25 protein-coding genes are annotated in these 26,074 nt (G+C 72.0%); 3 read left to right on the top strand and 22 right to left on the bottom strand.

What is annotated here, in order from left to right:
• Window positions 1-307 precede the first annotated feature (307 nt).
• Together nusA and rimP are read right to left on the bottom strand one after the other, a co-directional pair.
• The gene (gene nusA / locus IOE58_RS05335; RefSeq protein WP_193865389.1) at window positions 308-1,282 is read right to left on the bottom strand and encodes a transcription termination factor NusA; all 975 of its coding nucleotides are present in this window, start codon (window positions 1,280-1,282) and stop codon (window positions 308-310) included.
• A gap of 1 nt (window position 1,283) precedes the next feature.
• Window positions 1,284-1,955, bottom strand: a complete 672-nt coding sequence (gene rimP, locus IOE58_RS05340; protein WP_193865390.1) for a ribosome maturation factor RimP — start codon at window positions 1,953-1,955, stop codon at window positions 1,284-1,286.
• Between the two features lie 176 nt (window positions 1,956-2,131).
• Between rimP and IOE58_RS05345 the strand changes: the two genes are divergently transcribed.
• The gene (locus IOE58_RS05345) at window positions 2,132-3,256 is read left to right on the top strand and encodes a DUF4439 domain-containing protein (RefSeq protein ID WP_348981882.1); all 1,125 of its coding nucleotides are present in this window, start codon (window positions 2,132-2,134) and stop codon (window positions 3,254-3,256) included.
• 40 nt (window positions 3,257-3,296) lie between these two features.
• Here the strand turns inward: IOE58_RS05345 and IOE58_RS05350 are convergent, their stop codons facing one another.
• Entirely contained in the window at window positions 3,297-5,081 is a 1,785-nt protein-coding gene (locus tag IOE58_RS05350; protein ID WP_193865391.1) for a proline--tRNA ligase, read from the bottom strand.
• A gap of 82 nt (window positions 5,082-5,163) precedes the next feature.
• On the opposite strand from IOE58_RS05350, the gene IOE58_RS05355 reads away from it, so the two are divergent.
• Complete coding sequence (locus IOE58_RS05355) at window positions 5,164-6,633, top strand: glycoside hydrolase family 15 protein (RefSeq protein ID WP_193865392.1); 1,470 nt, start codon at window positions 5,164-5,166, stop codon at window positions 6,631-6,633.
• A gap of 66 nt (window positions 6,634-6,699) precedes the next feature.
• Here the strand turns inward: IOE58_RS05355 and IOE58_RS05360 are convergent, their stop codons facing one another.
• From IOE58_RS05360 to rpsB, 12 genes are all read right to left on the bottom strand, one after another.
• Entirely contained in the window at window positions 6,700-7,224 is a 525-nt protein-coding gene (locus tag IOE58_RS05360; RefSeq protein WP_193865393.1) for an AAA family ATPase, read from the bottom strand.
• 248 nt (window positions 7,225-7,472) lie between these two features.
• Complete coding sequence (locus IOE58_RS05365) at window positions 7,473-8,297, bottom strand: GNAT family N-acetyltransferase (RefSeq protein WP_348981883.1); 825 nt, start codon at window positions 8,295-8,297, stop codon at window positions 7,473-7,475.
• Window positions 8,298-8,326: 29 nt separating this feature from the next.
• Complete coding sequence (gene ispG / locus IOE58_RS05370; RefSeq protein WP_193865395.1) at window positions 8,327-9,484, bottom strand: flavodoxin-dependent (E)-4-hydroxy-3-methylbut-2-enyl-diphosphate synthase; 1,158 nt, start codon at window positions 9,482-9,484, stop codon at window positions 8,327-8,329.
• 138 nt (window positions 9,485-9,622) lie between these two features.
• A complete protein-coding gene (locus IOE58_RS05375; RefSeq protein ID WP_193865396.1) occupies window positions 9,623-10,963 on the bottom strand; it encodes a M50 family metallopeptidase in 1,341 nt (446 codons plus the stop codon).
• Entirely contained in the window at window positions 10,960-12,177 is a 1,218-nt protein-coding gene (gene dxr / locus IOE58_RS05380; RefSeq protein WP_193865397.1) for a 1-deoxy-D-xylulose-5-phosphate reductoisomerase, read from the bottom strand. Before dxr ends, IOE58_RS05375 begins: the two co-directional genes overlap by 4 nt.
• Window positions 12,174-12,722 (bottom strand): DivIVA domain-containing protein, encoded by a 549-nt coding sequence (locus IOE58_RS05385; RefSeq protein ID WP_193865398.1) that lies wholly within the window; start codon window positions 12,720-12,722, stop codon window positions 12,174-12,176. The genes dxr and IOE58_RS05385 overlap by 4 nt, the downstream gene beginning before the upstream one ends.
• A 75-nt stretch (window positions 12,723-12,797) precedes the next feature.
• The gene (gene rlmN / locus IOE58_RS05390; protein ID WP_431831693.1) at window positions 12,798-14,117 is read right to left on the bottom strand and encodes a dual-specificity RNA methyltransferase RlmN; all 1,320 of its coding nucleotides are present in this window, start codon (window positions 14,115-14,117) and stop codon (window positions 12,798-12,800) included.
• Entirely contained in the window at window positions 14,114-15,073 is a 960-nt protein-coding gene (locus IOE58_RS05395) for a phosphatidate cytidylyltransferase (protein WP_193865399.1), read from the bottom strand. Before IOE58_RS05395 ends, rlmN begins: the two co-directional genes overlap by 4 nt.
• A 32-nt stretch (window positions 15,074-15,105) precedes the next feature.
• Window positions 15,106-15,672: a ribosome recycling factor gene (gene frr, locus IOE58_RS05400; protein WP_193865400.1), complete on the bottom strand. Its 567-nt coding sequence runs from the start codon at window positions 15,670-15,672 to the stop codon at window positions 15,106-15,108.
• Between the two features lie 66 nt (window positions 15,673-15,738).
• Window positions 15,739-16,494, bottom strand: coding sequence for a UMP kinase (pyrH, locus tag IOE58_RS05405; RefSeq protein WP_193865401.1), 756 nt, complete (start codon window positions 16,492-16,494; stop codon window positions 15,739-15,741).
• 145 nt (window positions 16,495-16,639) lie between these two features.
• The gene (tsf, locus tag IOE58_RS05410) at window positions 16,640-17,464 is read right to left on the bottom strand and encodes a translation elongation factor Ts (RefSeq protein WP_193865402.1); all 825 of its coding nucleotides are present in this window, start codon (window positions 17,462-17,464) and stop codon (window positions 16,640-16,642) included.
• Between the two features lie 92 nt (window positions 17,465-17,556).
• Entirely contained in the window at window positions 17,557-18,498 is a 942-nt protein-coding gene (gene rpsB / locus IOE58_RS05415) for a 30S ribosomal protein S2 (protein WP_193865403.1), read from the bottom strand.
• Between the two features lie 429 nt (window positions 18,499-18,927).
• Between rpsB and IOE58_RS05420 the strand changes: the two genes are divergently transcribed.
• The gene (locus tag IOE58_RS05420) at window positions 18,928-19,617 is read left to right on the top strand and encodes a murein hydrolase activator EnvC family protein (RefSeq protein ID WP_228019051.1); all 690 of its coding nucleotides are present in this window, start codon (window positions 18,928-18,930) and stop codon (window positions 19,615-19,617) included.
• 33 nt (window positions 19,618-19,650) lie between these two features.
• Here IOE58_RS05420 and IOE58_RS05425 read toward each other — a convergent pair whose 3' ends face one another.
• The 7 genes from IOE58_RS05425 to lepB form a co-directional block, all read right to left on the bottom strand.
• Window positions 19,651-20,643 (bottom strand): tyrosine recombinase XerC, encoded by a 993-nt coding sequence (locus IOE58_RS05425; protein ID WP_193865404.1) that lies wholly within the window; start codon window positions 20,641-20,643, stop codon window positions 19,651-19,653.
• Between the two features lie 61 nt (window positions 20,644-20,704).
• Window positions 20,705-21,811, bottom strand: a complete 1,107-nt coding sequence (gene dprA, locus IOE58_RS05430; protein WP_348981884.1) for a DNA-processing protein DprA — start codon at window positions 21,809-21,811, stop codon at window positions 20,705-20,707.
• 186 nt (window positions 21,812-21,997) lie between these two features.
• Window positions 21,998-23,530: a YifB family Mg chelatase-like AAA ATPase gene (locus tag IOE58_RS05435; RefSeq protein WP_193865405.1), complete on the bottom strand. Its 1,533-nt coding sequence runs from the start codon at window positions 23,528-23,530 to the stop codon at window positions 21,998-22,000.
• Window positions 23,530-24,033 (bottom strand): YraN family protein, encoded by a 504-nt coding sequence (locus tag IOE58_RS05440; protein ID WP_228019052.1) that lies wholly within the window; start codon window positions 24,031-24,033, stop codon window positions 23,530-23,532. Before IOE58_RS05440 ends, IOE58_RS05435 begins: the two co-directional genes overlap by 1 nt.
• A 173-nt stretch (window positions 24,034-24,206) precedes the next feature.
• Window positions 24,207-24,509, bottom strand: coding sequence for a DUF2469 domain-containing protein (locus IOE58_RS05445; protein WP_017822807.1), 303 nt, complete (start codon window positions 24,507-24,509; stop codon window positions 24,207-24,209).
• Window positions 24,506-25,246 carry a ribonuclease HII gene (locus tag IOE58_RS05450; protein ID WP_193865406.1) on the bottom strand — a complete coding sequence of 247 codons (741 nt, stop codon included), beginning with the start codon at window positions 25,244-25,246 and terminating at the stop codon, window positions 24,506-24,508. Before IOE58_RS05450 ends, IOE58_RS05445 begins: the two co-directional genes overlap by 4 nt.
• Window positions 25,243-26,055 carry a signal peptidase I gene (lepB, locus tag IOE58_RS05455; RefSeq protein WP_193865407.1) on the bottom strand — a complete coding sequence of 271 codons (813 nt, stop codon included), beginning with the start codon at window positions 26,053-26,055 and terminating at the stop codon, window positions 25,243-25,245. Before lepB ends, IOE58_RS05450 begins: the two co-directional genes overlap by 4 nt.
• Between the last annotated feature and the right edge of the window lie 19 nt (window positions 26,056-26,074).

Consider the following 26,074-nt stretch of genomic DNA (forward strand, 5'->3'; position numbering starts at 1 on the left):
GCGACGTCGTGGACACCGAGGACTCTCAGCCGTTCCTGGGTGTGAGCACGCTCGTGGATCTCGATGACATCACTGGCGTACTCGCTGCTCCCGTACGAGTGCCGATCGTCCCTGACCTCGGCGAGCACGACCGGCGATGCCATCACGGCGACCCGGGACGGACCCCCGCTGTGCCACCACCGGCTGAACAGCCTCTCCAGTGTAGCGGAAGGGCTCCGGCGCGACCTCACCGGGGAGGTGTGGGACACAGTCGGCGGTGCCCGGCGGGTGCGCCCCGTCCCACACGGGCAGGCGCGAGCGTCCGGGATCAGGCCGCGCCCGAGGAGTCGGGGCCGATGTCGATCTTCCAACCGGTGAGCTTCGCGGCGAGGCGGGCGTTCTGGCCGTCCTTGCCGATGGCGAGGGAGAACTGGTTCTCCGGCACCAGGGCACGTACCTCCCTGCCCACCTCGTCCACCACGGTCACGGAGGTCACACGGGCGGGCGAGAGGGCGTTGGCCACATAGGCAACCGGATCCTCGTCGAAGTCGACGATGTCGATCTTCTCGCCGCCCAGCTCGTTCATCACCGCGCGCACCCGGGCGCCCATGGGTCCGATGCAGGCGCCCTTGGCGTTGACGCCCGGGACCGCGGCGTGCACCGCCATCTTGGTGCGGTGGCCGGCCTCCCGGGCCAGGCCCGCGATCTCGACGGTGCCGTCGGCGACCTCGGGCACCTCCAGGGCGAACAGGCGCCGCACCAGGTTGGGGTGGGAGCGGGACAGCGTGATCTGCGGACCCTTCGGGCCGCGGCGCGCCTCGATCACGTACGCGCGCAGCCGCCTGCCATGGGGGTACTCCTCACCGGGCACCCGCTCGTGCGGGGGCAGGACCGCTTCGACGTCGCCCAGGTCCACCATCACCATGCGCGGGTCCCGGCCCTGCTGGATGATTCCGGAGACAATGTCCTCGGTGCGATCGGCGAACTCCCCCAGCACCGCTTCGTCCTCGAGGTCGCGGATGCGCTGGAAGATCACCTGGCGGGCGGTCGAGGCGGCGACGCGACCGAAGTTCTCCGGGGTGTCGTCCCATTCCTCGACCACGGTGCCGTCCTCGGCGAACTCCCGGGCGATCACCGAGACCTGGCCGGTCTTCTCGTCGATGACCACCTCGGAGGTGCGCACCGGGTGGTCGGTGTGCATGTAGGCGGCGTGCAGCGCCTGGCGGATCGCGTCCAGCAGGACGGGCAGGCGGATGTCCCTCTCACGTTCGAGCGCGCGCAGGGCGCCCATGTCGATGTCCATCTCAGCTCTCCTTCGGTGCGGCGGCCGGATCGACGTCGACCTCGTCGACGCCCTCCGAGCCGGTGGTGATCGTGTCGGCCTCCGCGATCAGCTGGTCGAGGTCCGCCGGTGGGTCGAACTCGATCTGCACCCGGGCGGAGGCCACCTCGGCCAGGGGGATCAGCAGCTGTGCGGGCGTGCCCGCGGGCAGCCGGCGCGGGCGGCCACGGTCGTCGGTGCCGGGCTCGGGACGCAGCACGATCACGGGCTCGCCCTCAGCGGTGCCGGAGCTCGGCGCGGAAGCGGAGCTCTGCTCCCGCACGGCGAGCACCCGGGCTCGATGCTCCGTGCCGTCGGCGGTGCGCAGCAGGACCAGCCTGCCGCGGGCGCGGCGGAAGTGACGTGCGGTGGTGAGGGCCCGGTCCACGCCGGGGGTGGTGACCTCGAGCACGGACGGTCCTGATCCGATCAGGGAGCCGTCGGCGTCGATCAGCTCGCTGAGGGCGCTGGAGGCCTCGGCCACGGTGTCGAGATCGGCGCTGCCGGTGCGGTCCTCGGGCAGGTCCACCACCAGGCGCACCTGGGTGGTGCCGCTGCGGGGCCGTACCACCAGGTCCTCCAGCACGAGATCGAAGCGCTCCAGGACCTCGGTGGCGGCCTGCCGCAGTGCGGAGTGCTCCTCGGACGTGCTCATCGCTCGATCCCCCTCCTCCACGCACACCACGGCCGCGGCTCGATTGTCAGTCCCCACCGCCGGTGGCCGGGGTGGGCACGATCCAGGATAGTGCGCCGGGCCGGGTTCCGCTCCCTCGCGGCCCCTGTGCTGCGGCCCTCAGGCGTGACTGGCGGGCTCGATGCGAGAATCAGCTGGTGCCCAACACGTCCCGTCCTGCCTCCGCCGCCTCTCGCCCCTTTCCAGCGATGAGTCGGCGCACGGTGTTCGCGCTGGCAGCAGGGAGCGTCCTGGGGATCACGGCCTGCGGTCCCGTGCGCGTGGGAGGCCCAGCCGAGTACACGCCTCCCCCGCCCGGCATCGATGACCTGTACCGGGTCGACCTGCTCGCGCTGCTGGACCGCACGGTCGCCTCGACGGAGGCGCTGCGGGATCGGGCCGGGGCCGGGACCGGCGCGAGCGACGGAGGTGGCGAGCCGGCCCCGGTGCCCCCGGACGTCGGGGTCACCGATGCCCTGGCGGCGCTGTCCCGCGCACTGCCGGTGCAGCGCGAGGCGCTGCTGACCGGCGCACAGGCCGAGCGGGAGTCGGAGCAGGCGGAGGACCCGGATCCCCACGCCACTACAGCGCCCGCTCCCACCGCCACGGCCACCGACCTGGCGGGTCTGATCGCACTGCTGGTGGAGCTGAGGGAGCTGTGCGTGGACGCGGCTCGTCAGGTCTCCGGATCCCTGGCCCGCCCCGTGTGCGCACTCGGCGCCCACACCACGTGGGCGGCGGCGCGACTGCACCGGACCAGCGGGCAGGGCGAGGTCCCCGGGCCGCGGGCGGCGGAGGACATCGCGCCCACGCGTGCGGTCCCGCAGCAGGATCCGCCCTCGATCGGTGCCGAGAGCGACTACCACCAGTACATCGAGGCGGCCCAGGAGCAGGAGTGGTACACCGCCTACGTCCACGAGGTGCTCGCGGCGAGCGCCGAGGGGACCGCGCGCGAGGACCACCTGACAGCGGTGGAGGAGCATCGCGCCCGGGCCGATGCGCTGCTGACCATCGCGACGGAGGATGGGGCCCCGCCGGTGGAGCGGCAGGCGGTGTACCCGCTGCCGGGCGGCACGCTCTCCGGCCGCAGCGCAGCACAGTTGCCGAGTCTCCTCTCGGAGGCTCTGCTGGTGGGGCACGTCTCGCTGGTGGGCGCAGCGCCGTTCGAGCGGCGCGCCGTCTCGATCGAGGCGGCGATGGCGGAGGCGGGTGTGCTCGCGTCCCTGGTGGGCAGGCTGGAGCCGCTGCCGTCCATGGCCCCGGAGGGGGCTGCCGAGGAGTGAGGACGGGCCCCGAGAGCGGGGCCCGTCCGTGCCCGAGGGCTCAGGCGGGACGTGCCTGCTCCACCACGGCCTGGACCACGTCCAGCGGGGAGACCTCGCGGATCTCCCCGGAGGCACGATCCCGCACCTCCACCACGCCCTGAGCCAGGCCCTTGCCGACCACCACGATGGTGGGCATGCCCAGCAGTTCGGCATCCTTGAACTTCACCCCGGGAGAGACCCTGGGGCGATCGTCGTAGATCACGGTGAGGCCGCGGTCCTCGAGCTGGGTCGCGATGCGCTCGGCCTCCTCGAACGCCGCCTGGTCCTTGCCGGTGGCGACCAGATGGACATCCACCGGGGCGACCTCGCGCGGCCAGGCGAGGCCCTTGTCATCGTGGTAGAGCTCCGCGATGGCGGCCACGGCGCGGGTCACGCCGATCCCGTAGGAGCCCATGGTGACCACCTGGGCCTTGCCGTTCTCGTCGAGCACCTTCAGGTCCAGCGCCTCCGCGTACTTGCGGCCCAGCTGGAAGATGTGGCCCATCTCCATGCCTCGGGTCAGGCGCAGGGGGCCCGAGCCGTCGGGGGCGGGGTCCCCGTCGCGCACCTCGGCGGCCTCGATGGTGCCGTCGGCGGTGAAGTCGCGGCCGTACACCAGGTCGTAGACGTGCTTGTCCTTCTCACCGGCACCGGCCACCCATGCGCTGCCGGGCACCACGCGGGGGTCCACCAGGTAGCGGATACCGCTGGCACCCTCCAGGCCCAGACCCTCGGGGCCGATGAAGCCCTTCTTCAGCACCGGGTGCGCGGCGAAGTCCTCGTCGGTGAAGGGCGCGGCCACCGCCGGGGCCAGGGCAGCCTCCAAGCGCTTCTCGTCCACCTCACGGTCGCCCGGGATCGCGATCACCAGCGGCTCGGTGGAGCCGTCGGGATGGGTGAGCAGGTACACCAGGTGCTTGAGCATCTCGTAGCGGGTCCACTCCCCCGACTCCGCGATCGGTCCCCGGCCGGGGAACGCCTGGTTGGAGAAGTCGGTGAGCGCCGCGATGGTGCTGGCACCGGGGGTGTCCTCGACGTGCATCGCGGGTAGAGCCGCGATCTGCTCCTCCGTGAGGGCCTGCGGGGGCAGCGTGGTGACGGCCTCGACGTTGGCCGCGTAGCCGCCGTCGGAGACCACGAAGGTGTCCTCCCCGATCGGGGTGGGATGCAGGAACTCCTCGGAACGGGATCCTCCCATGGCGCCGGCATCGGCCTGGCAGATCACGGTGGGCAGCCCCAGGCGGTCGAAGGTGCGCTGATAGGCGCCGCGCTGCTTCTCGTAGGAGACGTCCAGGCCGACATCGTCGATGTCGAAGGAGTAGGCGTCCTTCATGATGAACTCGCGCACCCGCAGCAGGCCCGCACGGGGGCGAGCCTCGTCGCGGAACTTGGTCTGGATCTGGTACAGCATCGAGGGCAGGTCCTTGTACGAGGAGAACAGGTCCTTCACCGCGAGGGTGAACATCTCCTCGTGCGTGGGGGCCAGCAGGTAGTCGGCCTGCTTGCGGTCCTGCAGCCGGAACAGGGTGGGACCGTACTCGTCCCAGCGGCCGGTGGCCTGGTAGGGCTCGCGGGGCTGCAGGGCGGAGAACAGCAGCTCCTGACCGCCGATGGCGTCCTGCTCCTCCCGCACGATCTGCTCCACCTTGCGCATCACCTTCAGTCCCAGCGGCAGCCAGGTGTACACGCCCGGGGCGCTGCGGCGGATGTAGCCGGCGCGCACCAGCAGGCGGTGGCTGGCGACCTCGGCATCCGCCGGGTCCTCGCGCAGGGTGCGGATGAACGAGGAGGACAGACGGATCATGGGGCAGGCCTTTCGGTGCGGCGGACGGAGCCGGGTCCATGCTAGCCGCGCCGCCGCACGGATCCGTCCGTCTCATGCGACCATGGGCGCAGGCACCGATTCACGCATCGCACCCGCAACGGAGGATGCTCTGAGCCCCGACGCTCTTCGCCACGGCCCGCTCGGCCGTTCCAGCGCCCCGGCCAACGGCGGCGCCGGTCGCACTCTCCCTGACCGGCGTCGGCTTCTGCGCGGCGCGGGACTGCTGGGGGCGATGGGCGTGCTGGGCACCGGTGGTGTCGCGGCGGTCTCGCGCCCGGGCACTGATTCCCGCACTGTGATCTCCCTGTGGTCCCAGACCGTGGCCTTCGACGGCGCCGGTGAACGGGTGCTGGTGGGGGCGCGAGGATCAGCCGCGGCACCCGGGGCCGGGGCGATGCCGGGCACGCCGGTGGCCCGTGGCGCGAGCGGGATGCCCGTCTCCGCACTGCAGCCGGGCACCCGCCTGGTGCGCGGACTGGGCGCCACCCACCCGATCGTCCTCGCCTCCGATGCGTTCACGAAGGCCGCACGGCCATGGCTGACCGCTGTGCCCGAGGACCTGCGCGACCTCGCCCGTTCCGCCCTGCAGGACCTGTGGGTGCTCTCGGAGGGAATGCCGGCCCCGGTCGCGGCATGGAGTCCCTCCTGGCGGTACGTCTGGCCGCGGGACGCCGCCTTCTGCGCGGTCGCCCTGGCACGGGTGGGGCATGCGGAACGGGCCGCCCAGATCCTGCTGCACCTGCAGTCCCTGCAGGCGCGCGACGGATGGTTCGAGGCACGGTACGAGCCGTCCACGGGAGCCCGGCCGGACTCCCGGCCCCGCCAGCTCGACGGGACGGGACTGCTGCTCTGGGCGGTGGAGGAGGTGCTGGAGGCCGTGGGGCCGAGGGACCGCGTCGACCTGGCCGGGTCCCTGTCGGACCTCGTCGATCGCTCCACCTCCCTGCTGGTGGAGCTGACCGAGGCCGGGACCGCCCTGCCGCCCGCCACCCCCGACTACTGGGAGGTGCGGGAGAAGCACGTCACCCTGTGGACCATGGCGGCGACGCTGCGGGGCCTGCGTGCGGCGGCCGCGCTCACCGCGGAGTCCCCCGTCTCCCGCGCGGCCGAGAGCTTCGAGGCGCTCCTGCACGGCAGCTTCGGCGCGGCCGGGTACCAGCGGTACCGCACCGGCGGGGGCGAGGACTCGGCGCTGGCACTGTTCGACGCCTCCGGCATGCCGGGCGTCGTGCCCGCCCGGCAGCTGCGGTCCCTGCGCTCACGGCTCTCGCGTCCCGGAGGAGGCATCGCCCCCGGTGAGTCCTGGCGGCAGGACGGGGTCAGCTGGACACCGTCCACCAGCCTGCTGGGTCTCGCACTGGCACGAGCCGGCGATCACGCCGATGCTCACGAGGTGCTCCGCTGGCTGGCGGGCCATCGCACCCAGGTGGGGTCGCTGCCCGAGAAGGTGCTGTTCGACGGCCGACCCGCGGAGGTGGCTCCGCTGGCGTGGACGGCAGCGAACGTGCTGCTCGCGATCGACGCGCTCTGACCGGGGCCGCAGCACCTCCCAGGTGACGGGCATCGACCTCCCGGCGGCACCGCCCGGTCGGGCCGTTCAGCGCAGTGACTCGAGGATCTGCGTCACCGCCTGCGCGGGTGCGATCTTCGTGGTGTCGATCGTGAGGCCATCCTCGGGCGCCGCCAGCAGGGGGACCTCGAGCAGGTCCTGAAGGACGGCGGCATCGGTGAGCTTGCTGCGCTGGGCGCGCTCCGGGGCGTCCACCCGTGAGAGCAGAGCGCCCGCATCGGCCGTGAGCCAGACCGGGACGAACCGTGCCCCGCGGCGATGGGCGAGATCGCGCAGCCGCTCGACGTAGGCGGCGTTGCCCGGTCCCTCCGGCAGCCAGATCGTGAAGACGTGGCTGAAACGGGCCGGGGCCGCCTCGGTGGCCTCGAGCACCACGTCGAGCACCCGGGCGCGGAGGGCATCGGTGTCCGCGAGGGACACCTCCTCGCCGCGGTTCAGCCCGAGGGGCACGAACACGGCATTGTTGACGAGGTGGTTGTCCACCACGATCGCGCCGCAGCGGGAGGCGAGCTCGCGAGCGATGGTCAGCTTGCCGACAGCCGGCGGGCCCACCAGCAGGTACAGGCAGGCGGGGGCACCCTCGCCGGTGGGGGGGCGGAGTCGCGGCGCGAGGACGTCATGGATGCAGTGTAGGGACGCCGAGGATCATCAGTACGGTGGGCGGCATGGACGGACGTGAGAGCTGGATCGAGCAGAACCGTGCCAACTGGGATGACCGAGCGGCGCTGCGGGAGAGCACCGCGGACCACCACCGATCGGCCCAGACCAGAACAGAACAGAGCAGACCAGAACCGAGAAGATCAGAACAGGATCGTGGAGAGCTCTGCCACCTGCTCGAAGCCAGCGGCGGCGTAGGCACGCCGGGCGGGCTCGTTGTAGTCGTTGACGTACAGGGACACGTGGGGCGCGTGGTCGCGGCGCACCAGCGGGACCAGTTCCGCCATGGCGGCGCGGCCCAGGCCCCGGGAGCGGTGCGAGGGCTTCACCCACACCCCGTGGATCTGCGCGACGTCCTCGAACAGCGCCCCCACATCGGCTTTGAACACGACCTCGGTGCCCTCGAGGACCACGTAGGTGCGCTGCTGGTGGAGCAGCTCGGTGACCCGCGCGCGGTAGCCGCGGCCGCCGTCACCGCGCAGCGGGTCCGCCCCCACCTCCTCGCGGAACATGGCCACGGAGGCGGGGAACACGCGGTCGATCTGGGACGGGACCGCTGCACGGAGACCTGCGCCCGTCGGCGCGCCCGCCTCTCCCCTGGCCATCAGCAGGGGCTGACTCCAGCGGTGCTCGCGCACCTCCGCTCCCCACAGCGGCTCCAGGTGGGGCCACAGCTGCTCGACGGCCGCCCGCGGGCCCACCACGGAGCTGGCGCGGCGCGGGCGGGCGACGACGTAGCGGCCGAAGAGGTCGATCGCCTCCTCCGAGGCGCTCATCGGGGACAGGTTCACGCCGTCCCACAGGATGCCCTCGGGATCATGGTCCTCCCCGGCGATCTGGAACTCCCGCCCCAGTGCTCCGGCACGGGCGAGCTCCACCAGGCGTGCGCCGCCCAGGGCGTTGACCACGCGGTCGCGCCGGGCGAGGGCGAGGGAGGGGTTCCAAGCGGACGGGCGCAGGGGCCGCACGCGCGCACCGCGCCGGAACATGACCTGGATCAGCCCACCGAGACCGACGGGGCCCCGCCCGCCTCGGCGGACTCCATCTCGGCCGCGATGCGGTTGGCCTCGGCCAGCAGGGTCTCCACGATCTCGGCCTCGGGCACCGTCTTGATGACCTCGCCCTTGACGAAGATCTGCCCCTTGCCGTTGCCGGAGGCGACGCCCAGATCGGCCTCACGGGCCTCCCCGGGGCCGTTGACCACGCAGCCCATGACGGCCACACGCAGCGGGACCTCGAGGTGCTTGAGCCCCTCGGTGACCTTGTCGGCGAGGGTGTACACGTCCACCTGGGCGCGACCGCAGGAGGGGCAGGAGACGATGTCCAGCTTGCGCGGCTTGAGGTTGAGCGACTGCAGGATCTGGTTCCCGACCTTGACCTCCTCCACGGGAGGGGCGGAGAGGGACACGCGGATGGTGTCACCGATGCCCTCGCTCAGCAGGATGCCGAAGGCGACGGAGGACTTGATGGTGCCCTGGAAGGCGGGGCCGGCCTCGGTGACGCCGAGGTGCAGGGGCCAGTCGCCCTTCTCGGAGAGCTGGCGGTAGGCCTCCACCATGATCACTGGGTCGTTGTGCTTCACGGAGATGCCGAACTCGTGGAAGTCGTGCTCCTCGAACAGGCCGGCCTCCCACACGGCGGAGGCCACCAGGGCCTCCGGGGTGACACGGTCGCCCTTCATCATGCGCTGGTCGATGGAGCCGGCGTTCACGCCGATCCGCAGGGCGGTGCCGTGGTCCTTCGCGGCCTGGGCGATGTCCCCCACCTGGTCGTCGAAACGGCGGATGTTGCCGGGGTTCACCCGCACGCCCGCACAGCCCGCCTCGATCGCGGCGAACACGTACTTGGGCTGGAAGTGGATGTCGGCGATCACCGGGATGGGGGACTTCGCGGCGATCGCCTTGAGGGCGTCGGCATCCTCCTGGCGCGGGCAGGCCACGCGCACGATGTCGCAGCCTGCAGCGGTGAGCTCCGCGATCTGCTGCAGGGTCGCGTTGATGTCGTGCGTGGGGGTGGTGGTCATCGACTGCACGGTGATCGGTGCGTCGCCGCCCACGGCGATGTCGCCGAGGCGCACCTTGCGGGTCTGCCGACGCGGCGCGAGGACGGGCGGCGGCTGCTTGACGGACGGGATGCCGAGGCTCACTGAAGTCACCGTCCCATTATGACCGCGGGCACCTGGGTGCGGGTGGCGAGCTTCGACACCTCCACCGCACCTGCACAGCGGCAGGCCGCAGCGCAGAGGCAGGTCCAGCACCGCGGTGGCGGGCCCAGCTGCGGGGCAGGCACGCGCCTAGGGGAACAGGCGGATGGGCTTGACGATGTCCGCGTACAGCAGCAGCACCGTCATCACCAGGAGCACGATCGCCACGGCATTGGTCAGCGGCAGCATGCGGGAGATGTCCACCGGCCCGGGATCGGGCCTGCCGCGCAGCCGCGCGATCCAGCGTCGCACCCCCTCCACCAGGGCGCCGGCCACGTGCCCGCCGTCCAGGGGCAGCAGTGGCAGCAGGTTGAACACGAACAGGGCCATGTTCAGCGAGGCCAGCATGGAGATCATGGTGCCGGTCTTCTCCCGCAGCTCGAATCCCGGCTGGTCCGCGGCGGCCACCTCCCCGGCCAGACGGGTCACCCCCACCACGCCGATGGGGCCGTTGGGGTCTCGCTCCGCCGGGCCGAACGCGGCCTTGGCGACGTCCACCAGACGAGCCGGCAGGGCGATCACCAGTCGGGCGGTCTGGGAGAGGGTGGACCAGGCCAGCTCCGGCACCGCCGCCGGGGACTGCCGCACCAGGTCCGGGGTGCCGGAGACACCGAGGAAGCCCACCTGCTCGGTGAGCATCGCACCGCTGTCATCGCGCACCACCGCACCGTTCTCGTCCAGCACCGGGCGGGCATCGACGATGGGCGTGGCCTGGAGAGTGAGCTCCTCGCCGTCCCGCTCCACGACCACGGGCACGGTGCGATCGCCCGCGGCGCGCACTGCCGCGGTGACATCCTCCCAGCGGCGGATCTGGTGGCCGTCGATCTCGATCAGGGTGTCACCGGGCCGGATCCCGGCGGCGAGTGCGGGCGCTGCGGGGCGGCCCTCGCAGGAGGTGCCTTCAGGGGCGTCGGCCGGCAGCACGCACTCCGAGACCGCCTGCACCGCGGGGGTCACCGCGGGCAGGCCGATGCCGCAGGCCAGCACCCCGATCAGCAGGACCGACAGCAGCAGGTTCATCGCCGGCCCGCCCAGCATCACGACGATCTTGCGGGGCACGGAGAGGGACACGAAGGTGCGGTGCACCTCGGCCGGGTCGTACTGGGCGGCCTCGTACTCCTTGGCATCCTGCGCCATCTGCTGGACGAAGCCGGTGGAGTCCTCGCGCACGGTGCCGGGGGCGTCCCCGCGGTGCGGCGGGTACATGCCGATCATGCGGATGTAGCCGCCCAGGGGGATCGCCTTGATCCCGTACTCGGTCTCGCCACGACGACGGGACCAGACCGTGGGCCCGAAGCCGATCATGTACTGGGTCACGCGCACGCCGAAGGCCTTGGCGGGCACCAGGTGCCCGATCTCGTGCAGGGCGATCGAGGCGGCCAGGCCCAGGCCGATGATCACCACACCCAGCAGGGACAGGGCCACCGTCATGGGCGGGACTCCGCGGCGCGAGCAGCGATCGCGGTGCGGGCGGCGGTACGGGCCCACCGCTCAAGGTCCAGCAGCGCCGGGACCCCGTCGGCCGGCTCGACGCGGGGGCGCGCCGGATCGGCCAGCACCGCCTGAATGGTCTCCACGATGCCGAGGAAGGAGAGCTCGCCTTCGAAGAAGGCGGTCACGGCCTCCTCGTTGGTGGCGTTGAGGACGGCCATCGCGCCCCCTCCCTCGCGGTGGGCTCCGCGCGCCACTTGGATCGCGGGGAAGGTCTGCTCGTCGACGGGCTCGAAGGTCCAGGACTGGGCGGTGGTGAAGTCCAGCGGCTGGGCCAGGCGCGGCAGCTTCTCGGGGTGGGCGAGCGCCCAGCCGATCGCGTGGCGCATGTCCGGGGGGCTGGCCTGGGCGATCGTGGAGCCGTCCACCAGGGTGGCCATGGAGTGCACGATCGACTGCGGGTGGATCACCACGTCCACGCGGTCCTCGGGCAGGTCGAACAGGAAGCACGCCTCGATCACCTCGAGGGCCTTGTTCACCAGGGTCGCCGAGTTGGTGGTGATCACCGGGCCCATCGCCCAGGTGGGGTGGGCCAGGGCCTGCTCGGGGGTGACCCGGGCGAGCTGCTCGCGGCTGTGGCCGCGGAACGGGCCGCCGGAGGCGGTGACCACCAACCGGTCCACCTGGTCCGATCGCACCCCGGCCAGGGCCTGAGCGATCGCGGTGTGCTCGGAGTCCACCGGCAGGATCTGCCCTTCGGCTGCGCGCGCGGTCACCAGGGCCCCGCCGACCACCAGGGACTCCTTGTTCGCCAGCGCGAGGCGGGCACCGGAGTCCAGCGCCGCCAGCGTGGGCAGCAGTCCGATGGAGCCGGTGACGGCGTTCAGCACCACGTCACCGGGCCCCAGGGAGCCTGCCAGCTCCACCACGGACTCCTCGCCCGCCTTCATCGCAGGGGCGGGCACCCCGGCATCACGGCAGGCCGTTGCGATGGCGTCCTCGACGACCTCGGCGCGGGCGGCATCGGCCACCGCGACGTGCTCGGGGCGGTGCAGGAGCACCTGCTGCGCGGCGAGCTCGGGGCGGCCTCCTCCCACGGCGATGCCGTGCAGATGGGCCACGTCCCGGTAGCGCTGGAGGACCTCGAGGGTCTGGGTCCCGATGGACCCGGTCGAGCCCAGCAGCACCAGGCGCCGGACAGGGCTGCCGGTCACGGCACGGAGGCCATCACGTCCGCCACGTGGTCGAGGTACACGTCCACCACGGCCTCGCGGTAGCCCTCGGCCCCTCGCCGGCGGCGGAAGGCGGCACGGCGCACGTCGTCCACGCTCATCGGGTGGCCCTCGGTGAAGTAGGCGATCAGCTGGTCGCACAGGGCGTCGACGTCGGTCCTGTCGTAGGCGGGCTCGCCCTCGGCCGCAGGCGAGAACCGCTCCCCCGCGGGGCGCTCGAGGCGCTCCTTGAGCGATTCGGCGCGGCGGGTCAGCTCCGCCACCCATGCCTCCTCGCCGCGCTCGGCGATGGCGTCGTCACGGGCCTGCAGGGCGAAGGCGTCGGAGAGCCGGTCCAGGGCCTCGTCGACCACCCGCATGTCGTAGCCGCCGCGCTCGGTGCCGAAGCTGACCGAGGAGATGTCGTTGCCGGAGAAACCGGCGTCGCGGCCCTCGTAGGCGGTGCGGGCGCGCGCGAGGAACTCGTCCACCTCGTGCGTGTCGTAGCCGACGCTGAAGCGGGAGACGCGTTCGAACGATGTGCTCACCAGTGGGTCCTTCCTCGGCGGGGTCGCGGTCCCACTGTAGCGGCGTGGGGGCGCGGTTCGTGCAGGGCGGGCGGGTCATTCCGGCCGGGATGCGACGGCCTCGACCCGAGCCACCCGGGCCTCGCGATCGGCGCGGTGCTCGTCGGTCTCGATCACCTCGGCGGCCAGCTGCCCGCAGGCACCGTCGATGTCCGAACCGCGGGTGTCGCGAATGGTGGCGGAGATGCCGTTGTCCCGCAGGGTCTCCACGAACTTCTTCTCCACCAGCGGGTCCGAGGCCGTCCACTTCGATCCCTTGACCGGGTTCAGGGGGATGGGGTTGACGTGGGCCCAGTGGGCACCGCCGTGGGCGATCAGCCTGTCGGCCAGCAGCTGGGCACGGTGGGCCTGGTCGTTGATGTCGCGGATCAGCGCGTACTCGATGCTGACGCGGCGCCCGGTGGCCTGGAAGTACTCGTGGGCGGCGGAGAGGATGTCGTCCACGTCGTATCGGGTGTTGATCGGCACCAGTTCGTCGCGCAGTGCGTCGTCCGGCGCGTGCAGGGACACGGCGAGGGTCACGGGGATCCTCTCGGCCATCAGCTTGCGCACCGCGGGGGCCAGTCCCACCGTGGAGACGGTGATGTGGCGGGCGCCGATGCCGAAGCCCTCGGGGGCCGGGGCGTTGAGGCGACGGCAGGTGGTGGCCACGGGACGGTAGTTGGCCAGTGGCTCCCCCATTCCCATGAACACGATGTTGGAGACGCGGCCGGTGCCACCGGGGATCTCGCCCGCGGCGAGCATGCGGTTGGCGATCCGCACCTGCTCGATGATCTCGGCGGCGGAGAGGTTGCGGGTCAGGCCCATCTGTCCGGTGGCGCAGAAGGGGCAGTTCATGCCGCATCCCGCTTCGGAGGAGATGCACAGGGTGATGCGGTCCGAGTAGCGCATCAGCACCGACTCCACCATGGAGCCGTCGAAGAGGCGCCACAGGATCTTCTGGGTGGCGCCGTGATCTGCGGACTGGCGGGAGACCGGGGTGAGCAGGGTCGGGAAGAACCGCTCGACGAGCTCCTCGCGACGCTCCCGGGGGAGGTCCGTCATCAGCTCCGGATCGGTGGTGAAGTGCTCGAAGTAGTGGACCGAGAGCTGCTTGGCGCGGAAGCCCGGCAGGCCCATCTCCTTCACGGCCTCGATGCGCTCCTCGAGCGTGAGGTCGGCCAGGTGGGCCGGCGGCTTCCCGCGACGGGCCGGCCGCAGCTGCAGCTGCCCGGGCGCCAGGGCGACCTTCTGCCCGGGGATCGCCTCACGGGACAGATCGGGGTTCCGGGCCGAGGAGGTGCGCGGCGGTCCGGCGGGCTCGCGGGGCGCACCGGGGTCGGCAGCGGTGGAGGAGGTCGGGGGCTGAGCGTTCACGGAAGCAGGATCTCCAGCATGATGTAGGTGGTCGGCGCGGCCAGCAGGATCGAGTCGAGCCGGTCCAGCATGCCGCCGTGCCCGGGCAGCAGGTGCCCCATGTCCTTGATGCGCAGATCGCGCTTGAGCAGGGATTCGGCGAGGTCGCCGCCGGTGGAGACGACCACCAGCACCAGTCCCAGGATCGCGCCGATCCACCATGCCTCATCCAGCACGGTCACCGTCATGATGATCGCGGCGGCCGCCCCTGCCACGAGGGAGCCGGCGAAGCCCTCCCAGCTCTTCTTGGGGCTGATGCTCGGCGCCATCGGGTGGGAGCCGAAGAGCACTCCGGCGACGTAGCCGCCGGTGTCGTTGGCCACCGGGACCAGCACCGCCAGCAGCACCAGCCACGGCCCGCCCTCCTGGGCGAACAGCAGCAGGATGAAGCAGCCCAGGAACGGCACCCAGGCCAGCGCGAACACGCCACCGGTCACGTCGCGCAGAGCGGTCAGGCCCATCGACTCGCTGACCCGCCACAGGATCAGCACGCACACGGCAGCGGCGGTGGAGACGATCAGCCCGCCCACACCGTAGGAGACCGTGGAGACCACCATGCCGATCACCCCCACCAACAGGGGGACAGCGGGGACCCTCAGCCCCCCGTGGGACAGGGCGCGGGTCAGCTCCAGCATGCCCAGGCACAGTGCGATCGCCACCACCACCGGGAAGGCCCGAGGCACGGCGAACACAGCGCCCAGCAGGATGCCTCCCATGACCAGTCCCACCGCGATCGCGGCCGGGAGATTGCGGCCCGGGCCGCGCCGCTTGGCGTGGACCGCCGGCACCTCGGGGTCCGTCCGGGGCGCGATCAGCCCGGCCGGCGACCCGAGCGGTCCCGCGGGATCGCCCGCCGTCGCCGCCGGGACCGCCTCGAGGGTGCTCGAGGCGGCCTCACGGCGCGAGTCGGGGGTCACAGGGCGGCTCAGGACGACGACGGGCAGCGCCGTCAGATGGTCTCGAGCTCGGTCTCCTTGGCCGCCAGGGCCTGATCCACCTGCTCGACGTACTTCTTGGTGAGGACGTCGAGGTCCTTCTCCGAGCGCACGCCCTCGTCCTCGCCCACCAGCTTGTCCTTGACCAGCTTCTCGAGGGCCTTCTTGGCGTTGCCGCGGGTGCCGCGAACGGAGACGCGGCCGTCCTCGGCCTTGGTGCGGGCCAGCTTCACGTACTCCTTGCGGCGCTCCTCGGTCAGGGCCGGCAGCACGATGCGCAGGTTGTCACCGTTGTTGGTGGGGTTCACGCCCAGGTCGGACTCGCGCAGGGCGGTCTCCACCGCTGCCATGGCGGTCTTGTCGTAGGGGGTGACGATGACGGTGCGCGCCTCGGGGAAGTTCAGGGAGGCCAGCTGGTTGAGCGGGGTGGGAGCGCCGTAGTACTCCACGTTGATCCCCTGGAACATCGCCGCGTTCGCACGGCCCGTGCGGATGGTGGTGAACTCCTCCTTGGTGACCTCGACCGACTTGGCCATCTTCTTCTCGGCGTCCTTCAGGATGCTTGCGATGTCGTCGCTCACGGTGTGCTCCTCGAATCGTTGGGGTGGTGGGTCCATTGTCCCGCAAGGAGCGGGCGGCGGCGGGACTCAGCCGCCGGTGACGACGGTGCCGATGCGGTCGCCGCGCAGGGCCCGGGTGATGTTGCCCGGCTCATCGAGCCCGAACACCATCATCGGCTGGCTGTTGTCCATGCACAGGCTGAAGGCGGTGGCGTCGACGACCTTGAGGCCGCGCTGGAGGGCCTCGCTGTAGGTGACGGCCGCGAGGCGCTCGGCCTGAGGGTCCGTGCGGGGGTCGGCGGTGTAGACGCCGTCCACGCCGTTCTTGGCCATCAGCACCTCCTCGCAGCCGATCTCCAGGGCGCGCTGCACGGCCACTGTGTCGGTGGAGAAGTAGGGCATGCCGGCGCCGGCGCCGAAGATCACCACACGGCCCTTCTCGAGGTGACGCACGGCGCGCAGGGGGATGTACGGCTCGGCGACCTGCCCCATCTCGATCGCGGTCTGCACCCGGGTGCTCACACCCCGCTGCTCCAGGAAGTCCTGCAGGGCCAGGCAGTTCATGACCGTGCCCAGCATGCCCATGTAGTCGGCGCGCCGACGGTCCATGCCGCGCTGGGAGAGCTCGGCCCCCCGGAAGAAGTTGCCGCCACCCACCACGATCGCGCACTGCACGCCCTGGGCGACGCCCTCGGCGATCTCGCCGGCGATGCGGGAGACGACATCGGGGTCCACACCGACGGCTCCGCCGCCGAAGGCCTCGCCGGAGAGCTTCAGAAGCACTCGCCGACCGTCGGCCCGCCTCGGCATCACGGGGATCGGGGAGGTGATGGTCTGGGTCATGGCAGTCCTTCCGCGCGCGTGGTCCTGGGCGATGATACCGGCGCGGCCCCGCACCGATGGTGCGGGGCCGCGATCAGGTGGCCGCGCTCACGCGCGGCCACCGTCGGGTGGCGACCCGGGCGCGAGCGCCGGGACGCCGAAGGGATCAGTTGCCGACGCGGAAGCGGACGAAACCGGTGACGGTGCCGCCGGCCTCCTCGACGATCTTGCCGACGGTCTGCTTCGGGTCCTTCGCGAAGCCCTGCTCCAGCAGCACGTTCTCCTTGAAGAAGCCGTTCAGGCGTCCCTCGACGATCTTGGGCAGCGCCTGCTCGGGCTTGCCCTCGTTCTTCGCGGTCTCCTCGGCGATGCGGCGCTCGTTCTCGACGACGTCGGCGGGGACGTCCTCGCGGGAGAGGTACTGCGGCGAGTAGGCGGCGATGTGCATGGCGATGTCGCGCGCCACCTCGGCGCCGGCCTTGTCGGTGGCCACCAGCACGCCGACCTGCGGGGGCAGGTCCTTGTTGGTGCGGTGCATGTAGGAGGAGACGACCTCGCCGGTGACGCGGCCGATGCGGCGCACCAGGATCTTCTCGCCCATGGTGGCGCCGGCGTTGGTGAGCGCCTCGCCGAAGGGGGTGCTGGCGAGCTCCTCGGGCTCAGTGGCACCGGACTCGACGGCCGCTGCCACGGCCTCGTCGCCCAGGGCCACGAACTTGTCGTTCTTGGCGACGAAGTCGGTCTCGGAGTTGAGCTCGACCAGGGTGCCGGTCTGGCCGCCCTCGCTGTCGCGCACGTCGACGGCGATCAGGCCCTCGGACGCGGTGCGGCCCTCGCGCTTGGCGATGCCCTTGAGACCCTTGACTCGGATCAGCTCGACCGCCTTGGCGGTGTCGCCGTTCGCCTCGTCCAGGGCCTTCTTCACGTCGAGCATGCCCGCGCCGGTGGACTCGCGGATCGCCTTGATGTCGGCTGCCGTGTAGTTGGCCATGTTCCTCTTCCTTGTGGGAGATGCTTTGCGGGGTCGGGGCGGGTGCAGCCCCGAGGGGTGGCCCGGGCAGCGATGCCGCCCGGGCCCCGTGATCACTCGGCCGCGGGGGCCTCAGCGGACTCGGTCTTCTCGGTCTCGGCCGCCTCCTGCGCGGTGACGGCGTCCTCGGCGGCCTCGGTCGGCTCGCCGGAACCAGCGGACTCGCCGGAATCAGCGGCGACGGACTGCTCGGCCGGGGCATCCTGCTGCTGGACCTCCGACTGGGCCAGGAGCTCGCGCTCCCACTCCGCCAGCGGCTCGGCGTCGACGGCGGAGACGTTCTTCTCGCCGCCGGTGCTCTTGGCGTGGCGCTCCTGCAGGCCGGCGGCCACGGCGTCGGCGACCACCCGGGTCAGCAGGGTGACGGAGCGGATCGCGTCGTCATTGCCGGGGATCGGGTAGGTGACCTCGTCGGGATCGCAGTTGGTGTCCAGGATCGCGACGACGGGGATGTTCAGCTTCTGCGCCTCGTCGACGGCGAGGTGCTCCTTGTTGGTGTCCACGACCCACACCGCGCTGGGGGCGCGGGACATGTCGCGGATGCCGCCGAGGGTGCGCTCGAGCTTCTCCTTCTCGCGGCGCATCATCAGCAGCTCCTTCTTGGTGCGGCCGGAGGAGGCCACATCGTCGAAGTCGATCTGCTCGAGCTCCTTGAGGCGGTTCACGCGCGCGGACACCGTCTGCAGGTTGGTGAGCATGCCGCCCAGCCAGCGCTGGTTCACGTAGGGCATGCCCACGCGGGTGGCCTGCTCCTGGATCGACTCCTGGGCCTGCTTCTTGGTGCCGACGAACAGCACGGTGCCGCCGTGGGCGACGGTCTGCTTGACGAACTCGTAGGCCTTGTCGATGTAGGTCAGCGTCTGCATCAGGTCGACGATGTAGATGCCGTTGCGCTCGGTGAAGATGTGACGGCGCATCTTGGGGTTCCAGCGACGGGTCTGGTGCCCGAAGTGGACGCCGCTCTCCAGGAGCTGGCGCATGGTGACGACTGCCATGATGGTGTCCTTTTCCTCGGCCCTGGGCTCGCACGGCGCACCCGGGTGGGGCGTCCGCGGTCATCGCGCAGGACCTGCATTCTCGGTTCTTCCCCCGCAGCCGGACGGCTCGGGGCCTGGCGCCCGGGTTGCCGACCGCCACCTGCTCCCGCACGGGTGCGGGCCCGGGAGGACCGATGGTCGACGAGCCCTGGTGGGCACGCGAAGTCATCCGGACGGACCGGATGCTGGCGTCAGTCTAGCCGACGCCCCCGCCCTCTCCGGCGCGGGATGCGTCACGCCGGCGGTCCTGCTCGTCCGACCCGCGCCCGGTCCGGGACAGCCGCGACCGCGAAGGCGGCCCCGCGTGAGGTTCCTCCCCATTGGGGGTCATCCACCGCCAGGGCCGGAGGATGTCGGCGGGCTCGGGCGGTCCGGCACGGTGGGGGCATGAGTGAACCTCCCGCTCCGACCGTCGGGCGCCGGTCCAGTGACCCCGGTGCGGCGCTGCTGGCCGTGGTGGCACTGGTGCTGTGGGTGATGGTGCTCGGGGCGTCCCCGGTGGCCGCCAAACCCGCCGCGAGCCGATGGCAGTGGCCCATCGCGCCGCCGCATCAGGTGCTGCGCGGCTTCGAGCAGCCTGAGCACCGCTATGCGGCCGGGCACCGCGGGGTGGACCTCATGGTGCACGGCGGTGTGGGTGCCCCGGTGCGAGCAGTGGAGGACGGCACGGTCCGCTTCGCCGGTGACGTCGCAGGGCGTGGCGTGGTCTCCGTGATGCATGCCGACGGTCTGATCTCCACCTACGAGCCCGTCACGGCGAAGGTCCGAGCCGGGCAGTCGGTGGCGGTCGGCGATCTGCTCGGGGATCTCGCCCCTGCCGGTACGGGAGGTCCGCACTGCCCGGAGGGCCCGTGCCTGCACCTGGGCGCTCGACGGGGAGAGGACTACCTGGATCCGCTGCTGCTGCTCGGAGCGCGCGGTCCCAGTGTGCTGCTGCCGTGGGGCGGGGCGGAGCAGGCTGAGGCCAGCCGCACCCGGCCGGTCTCCTCCCCCAAGGGGTCACGGGCGAGCAGCGCCCCAGCGGCCGCTGCCAGCGGGGCTCCGCGGCATGGCCTGCGGCGCGCGCTCCTGGACTGACGACAGCTGGGCACTGGATGTGCGGCGGGGTGGTCAGGCGCGGGGGTGCGCCTGCTCGACGGTGCTGCGCAGCCGCTCGGAGCTCACGTGGGTGTAGATCTGCGTGGTGGCCAGCGATGAGTGCCCCAGGAAGTCCTGGACCGTGCGCAGATCCGCGCCGCCCTCCACCAGGTGCGTGGCGGCGCTGTGCCGCAGGGCATGGGGGCTGAGATGCCGTGGGATGCCGGAGGCGGCGGTGCGCTTGTCCAGCAGTGTGCGCACGGCTCTGTCGCCCAGCCTGCCGCCGCGCACGCCGAGGAACAGCGCGTCGCGTGCCGCTGAGGACGGATCGCGGCCGGCCGCCGCGAGGACGGGGCGGCCCTCGGACTCCCAGCGCCGGATCGCATCCAGTGCCGGTGCGCCGACGGGGACGATGCGCTCCTTGTCGCCCTTGCCCCTGACCCGCACCGTGCCCTGCACGTGGTCGATGCCGGTGGAGTCCAGTGCAACCAGCTCGGAGACCCGCAGCCCAGAGGAGTACAGCAGTTCGAGCACGGCGGCGTCGCGCAGGTCGACGGCACGAGCGGTCCGGTCCTGATCGGGCTCGTCACTTGTAGGGGCGGTTCCCGGGTCGTGCTGGATGGCATCCAGCAGCTGGGAGGTCTGTGCGGCGGAGAGGACGGTGGGCAGGTGCCTGCCCCGCTTGGGCGCCCGCAGGCGACCGCCGACATCATGGGTGATGCGCTCGGTGGCGGCGAGCCACGTGGTGAAGGTGCGCGCTGCAGCCGCGGAGCGCGCCAGGGTGCTGGCGGCGGCTCCCGTCCCCGCGCGAGCGGCCAGCCAGGACCGCAGGGCGTTCACGTCGAGGTCCGCCACGTCGATGCGCTCAACGTGGCGCAGGTGGTGAAGCAGGTCCGAGGCTTCGCGGCGGTAGGCACGCACGGTGTGGGCGGAGCGCCCCCGCTCCAGCCGCAGATGCTCGGCGAAGGCGTGGAGCAGCTCTCCGTCACCCGGGTGCTCCTGGTCCTGTCGCGGCCGGCTCGTCATCCCCCTAGTCTCGCCCCACCCGCGGCGCAGGGCGAGTCAGGAGCACTCTTGGGCGCGGCGCTCACCGGGTGCGCCGATCCTGGCGCGACCGGCGAGCGCGGCCGTCCCGGACCACGACCATGCCCAGCAGCTCGAGCCTGGCCAGGGCGGAGCGCGCCTCCTCCTCCCCGATCCCGACCTCCCGGGCGATCACCGCCGTCAAGGCGCTGGAGCGCGGCGGCACCGCATCCAGCACTCGGCGGTCCGCAGGGGCGAGCAGATCGAGCTCGTCCTGCTGGGCGTAGCTGCTGTCACCGGCAGGCGGGCCGCCGGGCAGGAGGTCCAGCACCTCGGAGTGCTCAGTGATGAGCACAGCTCCGTTGTCCCGGATCAGCCGGTGGCAGCCGGCGCTGGCGGCGGAGGTGACAGGGCCCGGTACAGCTCCGATGTGCCGGGAGAGCCCTTCGGCCTGGCGTGCGGTGGACAGCGCGCCGGAGCGCCAGGACGCCTCGATCACCACCACCGCCTGGGACAGGGCCGCGATGAGGCGATTGCGCGCCAGGAACCTCCATCGGGTGGGGGCGGTCCCCGGTGGGGCCTCGGTGACCAGCAGGTGACGATCCCGGATCGCCTCGAGCAGCCGGGTGTTGCCCCGGGGGTAGAGGGAGTCCAGGCCCCCGGCGAGGACGGCGATGGTGGCACCCTGACCCGCAGCAAGCGCACCGCGATGGGCAGCGGCGTCGATCCCGTACGCCCCGCCGGAGACGACGGTCCCCCCGGAGCGAGCGAAGGACGCGGCCAACGAGGACGCGGTGTCCTCCCCGTACGGGGTGGAAGCACGGGAGCCGACCATGGCGACGCAGCGCCGCCCCACCAGGTCCGCCAGATCGCCGGGCCCATGGACCCAGAGGCAGTGTGGCGTGGTGGCATCGAGGTCATCCACACCCGGCGGCCAGTGCGGATGCCCTGGGGTCAGGACCCGGATCCCCCGCGCTGCGGCGGCATCGAGCACCTCGTCGGCCCTGATGCTCCCGAGGCGCTCCCGCCATCGGGCAAGTGCGCGCCCCGCCAGCCGGTGGGGGTCCCTCCTGACCGCTTTCGGGTCCGCGAACTCGACCGGCACATCACCCTTCAGGTGGTCCACGAGGTCATCGGCGCTGCCGTCCCGGGCCAGGGCGAGGGCGTCCACGCGGCCCAGCGCCGCGCACAGGGCCAGGGCAACGGAGTCGGTGGGCTCGGCGATCAGCGACCAGGTGATGCATGCGCTGCGGTGCTGCGGAGCCTCCTCCTGGCGCCGCCCGATGGCGGGGCGGGGCCGGGCCGGGACGGATCGTCCCCGCCGTGCCCAGCGACGGTGGACGGGAGCTCGACGCGGTCATCGGTGGTCTCCTTCGCGGAGGGTGAGGGCGGTGCCGATGTGCTCGGCAGTGGGACGCTCCGCACCCTCGAGATCGGCGAGGGTCCAGGCCAGGCGCAGAACGCGGTCGTGACCGCGCAGGGTGAGGCGGCCCTGGGAGAGGGCGTGGTCCAGCAGGCGCTGGTCAGCCGGCGCCGGTGAGAAGGCGGTGCGCAGCAGCGAACCGGGCAGCTGGGCGTTGATGCTGAAGGGGTGATCGGCGTAGCGCGCACGCTGGCGGTCGCGGGCCGTGCGTACACGCTGGGCGATCTGCGCACTGGACTCCGACGGCACGGCATCGACCCGGTTCACGTCCACCGGCCCGACGGCGATCCGCATGTCGATCCGGTCCAGAACGGGGCCGGACAGCCGGGTGAGGTAGGTGCGGCGCTGCTGCGGGCTGCAGCTGCAGTCGGTCCCCTTCCCCCAGGCTTTCCCGCAGGGGCAGGGGTTGGCTGCCAGCACGAGCTGGAAGCGGGCCGGGTACCTGGTGACGCCACGGGCCCGGTGCAGGGTGATGTCGCCGGTCTCCAGGGGTTCCCGCAGCGCCTCGAGCACCCGGGAGGGGAACTCGGGTGCCTCGTCCAGGAACAGCACTCCCCCGTGGGCGCGGGAGATCGCGCCCGGTGCTGCCAGGCCCGCTCCCCCACCCACCACAGCGGCGGTGGTGGCGGTGTGGTGGGGGTTCTCGAAGGGAGGGCGGCGGCGAAGGCCCTGGCGCGCGTCGAACCTCCCGGCCACGGAATGGATGGCGGAGACCGCCAGGGCCTGCTCGTCGTCGAGATCCGGGAGGATCGTGGGAATGCGGGAGGCGATCATCGTCTTGCCCGCGCCCGGCGGTCCTGTCATCAGCAGGTGGTGGCCACCGGCCGCCGCGACCTCCGCAGCCCGGCGGGCCTGCTGCTGGCCGATCACATCGCTGAAGTCCGCGTCGGCACCGGTCTCGGGCTCCGCCTCTGGAGCGATGCGCAGCGTGGGATGATGAGCCTGCACGGCCACATCCGCACCCCACCGGCGCAGCACGCTGCTCAGGTGCGCTGCCCCGGTGACCTCGATCCCGTCGACCAGCCTGGCCTCGGCGAGGTTCTCCTGCGGCACCACGGCACGGCGGATCCCGCAGTCGCGTGCTGCGACCAGGGCGGGGAGCACGCCGGGGATCGGCCGGATCTGCCCGTCGAGCCCGAGCTCACCGAGGTGGACGGTGCGGGAGGGGCCCCCAGGATCGATGTCGCCCTGCGCGGCGATCACGGACACGGCGATCGCGAGGTCGAAGCCGGATCCGTGCTTGGGGACGAAAGCCGGGCTGAGGTTGGTGGTGATGCGGCGCTGGGCCAGGTGCATGCCGCTGCGAGCCGCGGCGGCGCGCACTCGGTCCCGGGCCTGCAGGGTGGAGGAGTCCGGCAGCCCTACCACGGAGAAGGCGGGCAGGCCGGTGGAGACGTCGCTCTCCACCTCGACCAGTGTGCCGCGCAGCCCGTGCAGACCGATCGACAGGGTGCGTGCGTGCCCCATCAGCCCACTCCGCGCAGGTGCTCGACGGCGAAGGTGCCGTCGGCGTGGGCGAGGACGGCCAGCACATCGATGCGGATGTCCCGGTGCGGCGGCGAGGCATCCATCAGGTAGGCCCCCACGAGCCTGCGCAGTCGACGCAGCTTGGCGGGGGTGACCGCGGCCTGCGGAACCCCGGTGACCAGGGTGCGACGGGTCTTGACCTCGATGAAGGTGAGGGTGGTGCCGTCCAGGGCCACGATGTCGATCTCCCCGGTGCGCAGATGCACGTTGCGCTCCAGCACGGTGAAGCCGACGCGCTCGAGGTAGGTGGCGGCGAGCTGCTCCCCCGCTCGTCCCAGCTCCGCCGCCGTCATGCGAGCCGGGTCCTGGCGGCCGGCGGCACCATCGGGACGGGGCGCGGCACCTGGCGCGGGCTCGTGAGCGAGGCGGGGCGAGGGCCGGGACGGAGCGCGGCTCGGGGCCTGGCCTGTGCTGCGGGATCGGGTGGCGGTGTGATCGCTCATGCCGATCAGCGTGGCCGTCCGCGCACCCCCGCCGCACCATCGGGTTCAGGAATGTGCACGAGTGGCGGCTGGGGAGGAACCTCACCCGGTGGAGCGGGCCTCGCGACCACATCCGGCGAGTTCAGCCTGGGAACTCAGCCCGTGACCTCACCTGGCGAGCTCGGTGACCGAGCTCAGGGCAGGGAGATGTCCTGCTTGTTGAGCTCCTCGATGTTGACGTCCTTGAACGTCACCACCCGCACGGACCGCACGAAGCGGTTGGAGCGGTAGATGTCCCATACCCAGACGTCGGCCAGGCGCAGCTCGTAGAACACCTCTCCCCCGGCCGAGCGCACCTGCAGATCCACCTGGTTGGCCAGGTAGAAGCGGCGCTCGGTCTCCACCACGTAGGTGAACAGGCTCACCACGTCGCGGTACTCGCGGAAGAGCTGAAGCTCGAGGTCGGACTCGTAGTTCTCGAGGTCCTGCACGTTCACCGGCGCTCCTTCCCGGGCTGCGGGCTCGACTGGTCGTCCCACAGTACGCCAGGCAGCACGGGTGCCCGACCGCCCAGGTTCCAGCTGCGGCGGTGGTGGGCCGTGGGGCCGTGATCCTGGATGGCCCGGCGGTGCACGGCGGAGCCGTACCCCTTGTTCGCGGCCCACCCGTAGGCCGGCGCCAGCGCATCCAGCTCGGTCATGCGCTGGTCGCGGGCCACCTTCGCGAGGATGCTCGCGGCAGCCGTGCTGGCGCAGTCCCTGTCGGCCTTCACCCGCAGCTCGACCCTCGGGCAGGGGACCGCCCTTCGGGAGAGATCTGGGGTGAGGACATCCACGGAGCCGTCCAGGATGATCGCATCGGCCGTCACCTCGAGCGCGTCGATCGCCCGCAGGGCGGCCAGGGTGAGGGCTCGCATGATGCCCAGCTCGTCGATCTCCGCCGGTTCGGACCAGCCCACCGCGGTGCTGCGAGCGGCAGTGCGGATCGGCTCGACCAGCAGTTCACGACGGCGGGCCGTCAGCGCCTTCGAGTCCCGCACGCCCTCGGGGAGAGCCACGGCTCGACCGCCGGTCACCTCGATCGCGCAGGCGCCGACGGCGACCGGCCCGGCCAGCGCCCCGCGCCCCACCTCGTCGATGCCGACGACGATCCGCGGCCCGGGCCCGCACCGGGTGGCCAGAGCGAGCTCCAGATCGAGAGTGGGGATCGCCGAGGGGAGGGTCTGGATGGTCACGGCTGGTCGGGGACATCGGCGAAGGCCTCGTCCCCGCCGCCCAGCCCGGACCAGCGGCCGGCGGGCCAGAAGATGACCTCGGCGCGTCCGGTGATGTCGGACTCCGCGACGAAGCCGTCGCCGTCGTGGACGTGGTGGTAGGCGGAATCGGCCGAGGCGTGACGGTTGTCGCCCAACACCCACACGTGTCCCGAGGGCACGGTGACGTCGAACGCCGTCTGGCAGGCGGAGGTCTCGGGGTTGATGTAGGGCTCCTGCACCTCGGTGCCGTTGACCTGCAGGGCCGCGCCCTCGCTCTCGCACACGACCCGATCCCCCGGCAAGCCGATCAGCCGCTTGACCAGGTGGTCCTGGGAGGGATCCGGGGCCAGGCCCACCAGGCTCAGCGCCATCATCAGCCGCACCCGCGGGGTGGGGTTCTCGGTGGCGTCCCCGGGGATCCAGTCCCCCGGGTCCTCGAACACGATCACATCGCCCCGCTCGAGGTCGAACACCCCCGGGGACAGCTTGGAGACGATGATCTTGTCGTCCTGCAGCAGGGTGGGGTTCATCGACGCGGAGGGGATGAAGAACGGCTGGATCAGGAAGGTCTTGACCAGCACGGCGATGATCAGGGCGACCACCATGGTCAGCACGGTGTCCAGCCACAGCGGCAGGCGCTGCCTGCTCTCCGCGCGGCGGCGCCCGCTGCGCTCGTGCGTCTCCGACCCGGCTTCCTCCGTCGGGTGCTCGCCGCCGGGGTGGCTCTCAACGCGCGCCGTGCCCTCGTTCTTGGGGACGGCGCTGCTGGGCGGGACGGTCTGGTTCATCGCGGTGATCCTATCGACT

This window comes from Brachybacterium epidermidis, from assembly GCF_015209585.1.
GTDB classification, from domain to species: Bacteria; Actinomycetota; Actinomycetes; order Actinomycetales; family Dermabacteraceae; genus Brachybacterium; species Brachybacterium epidermidis.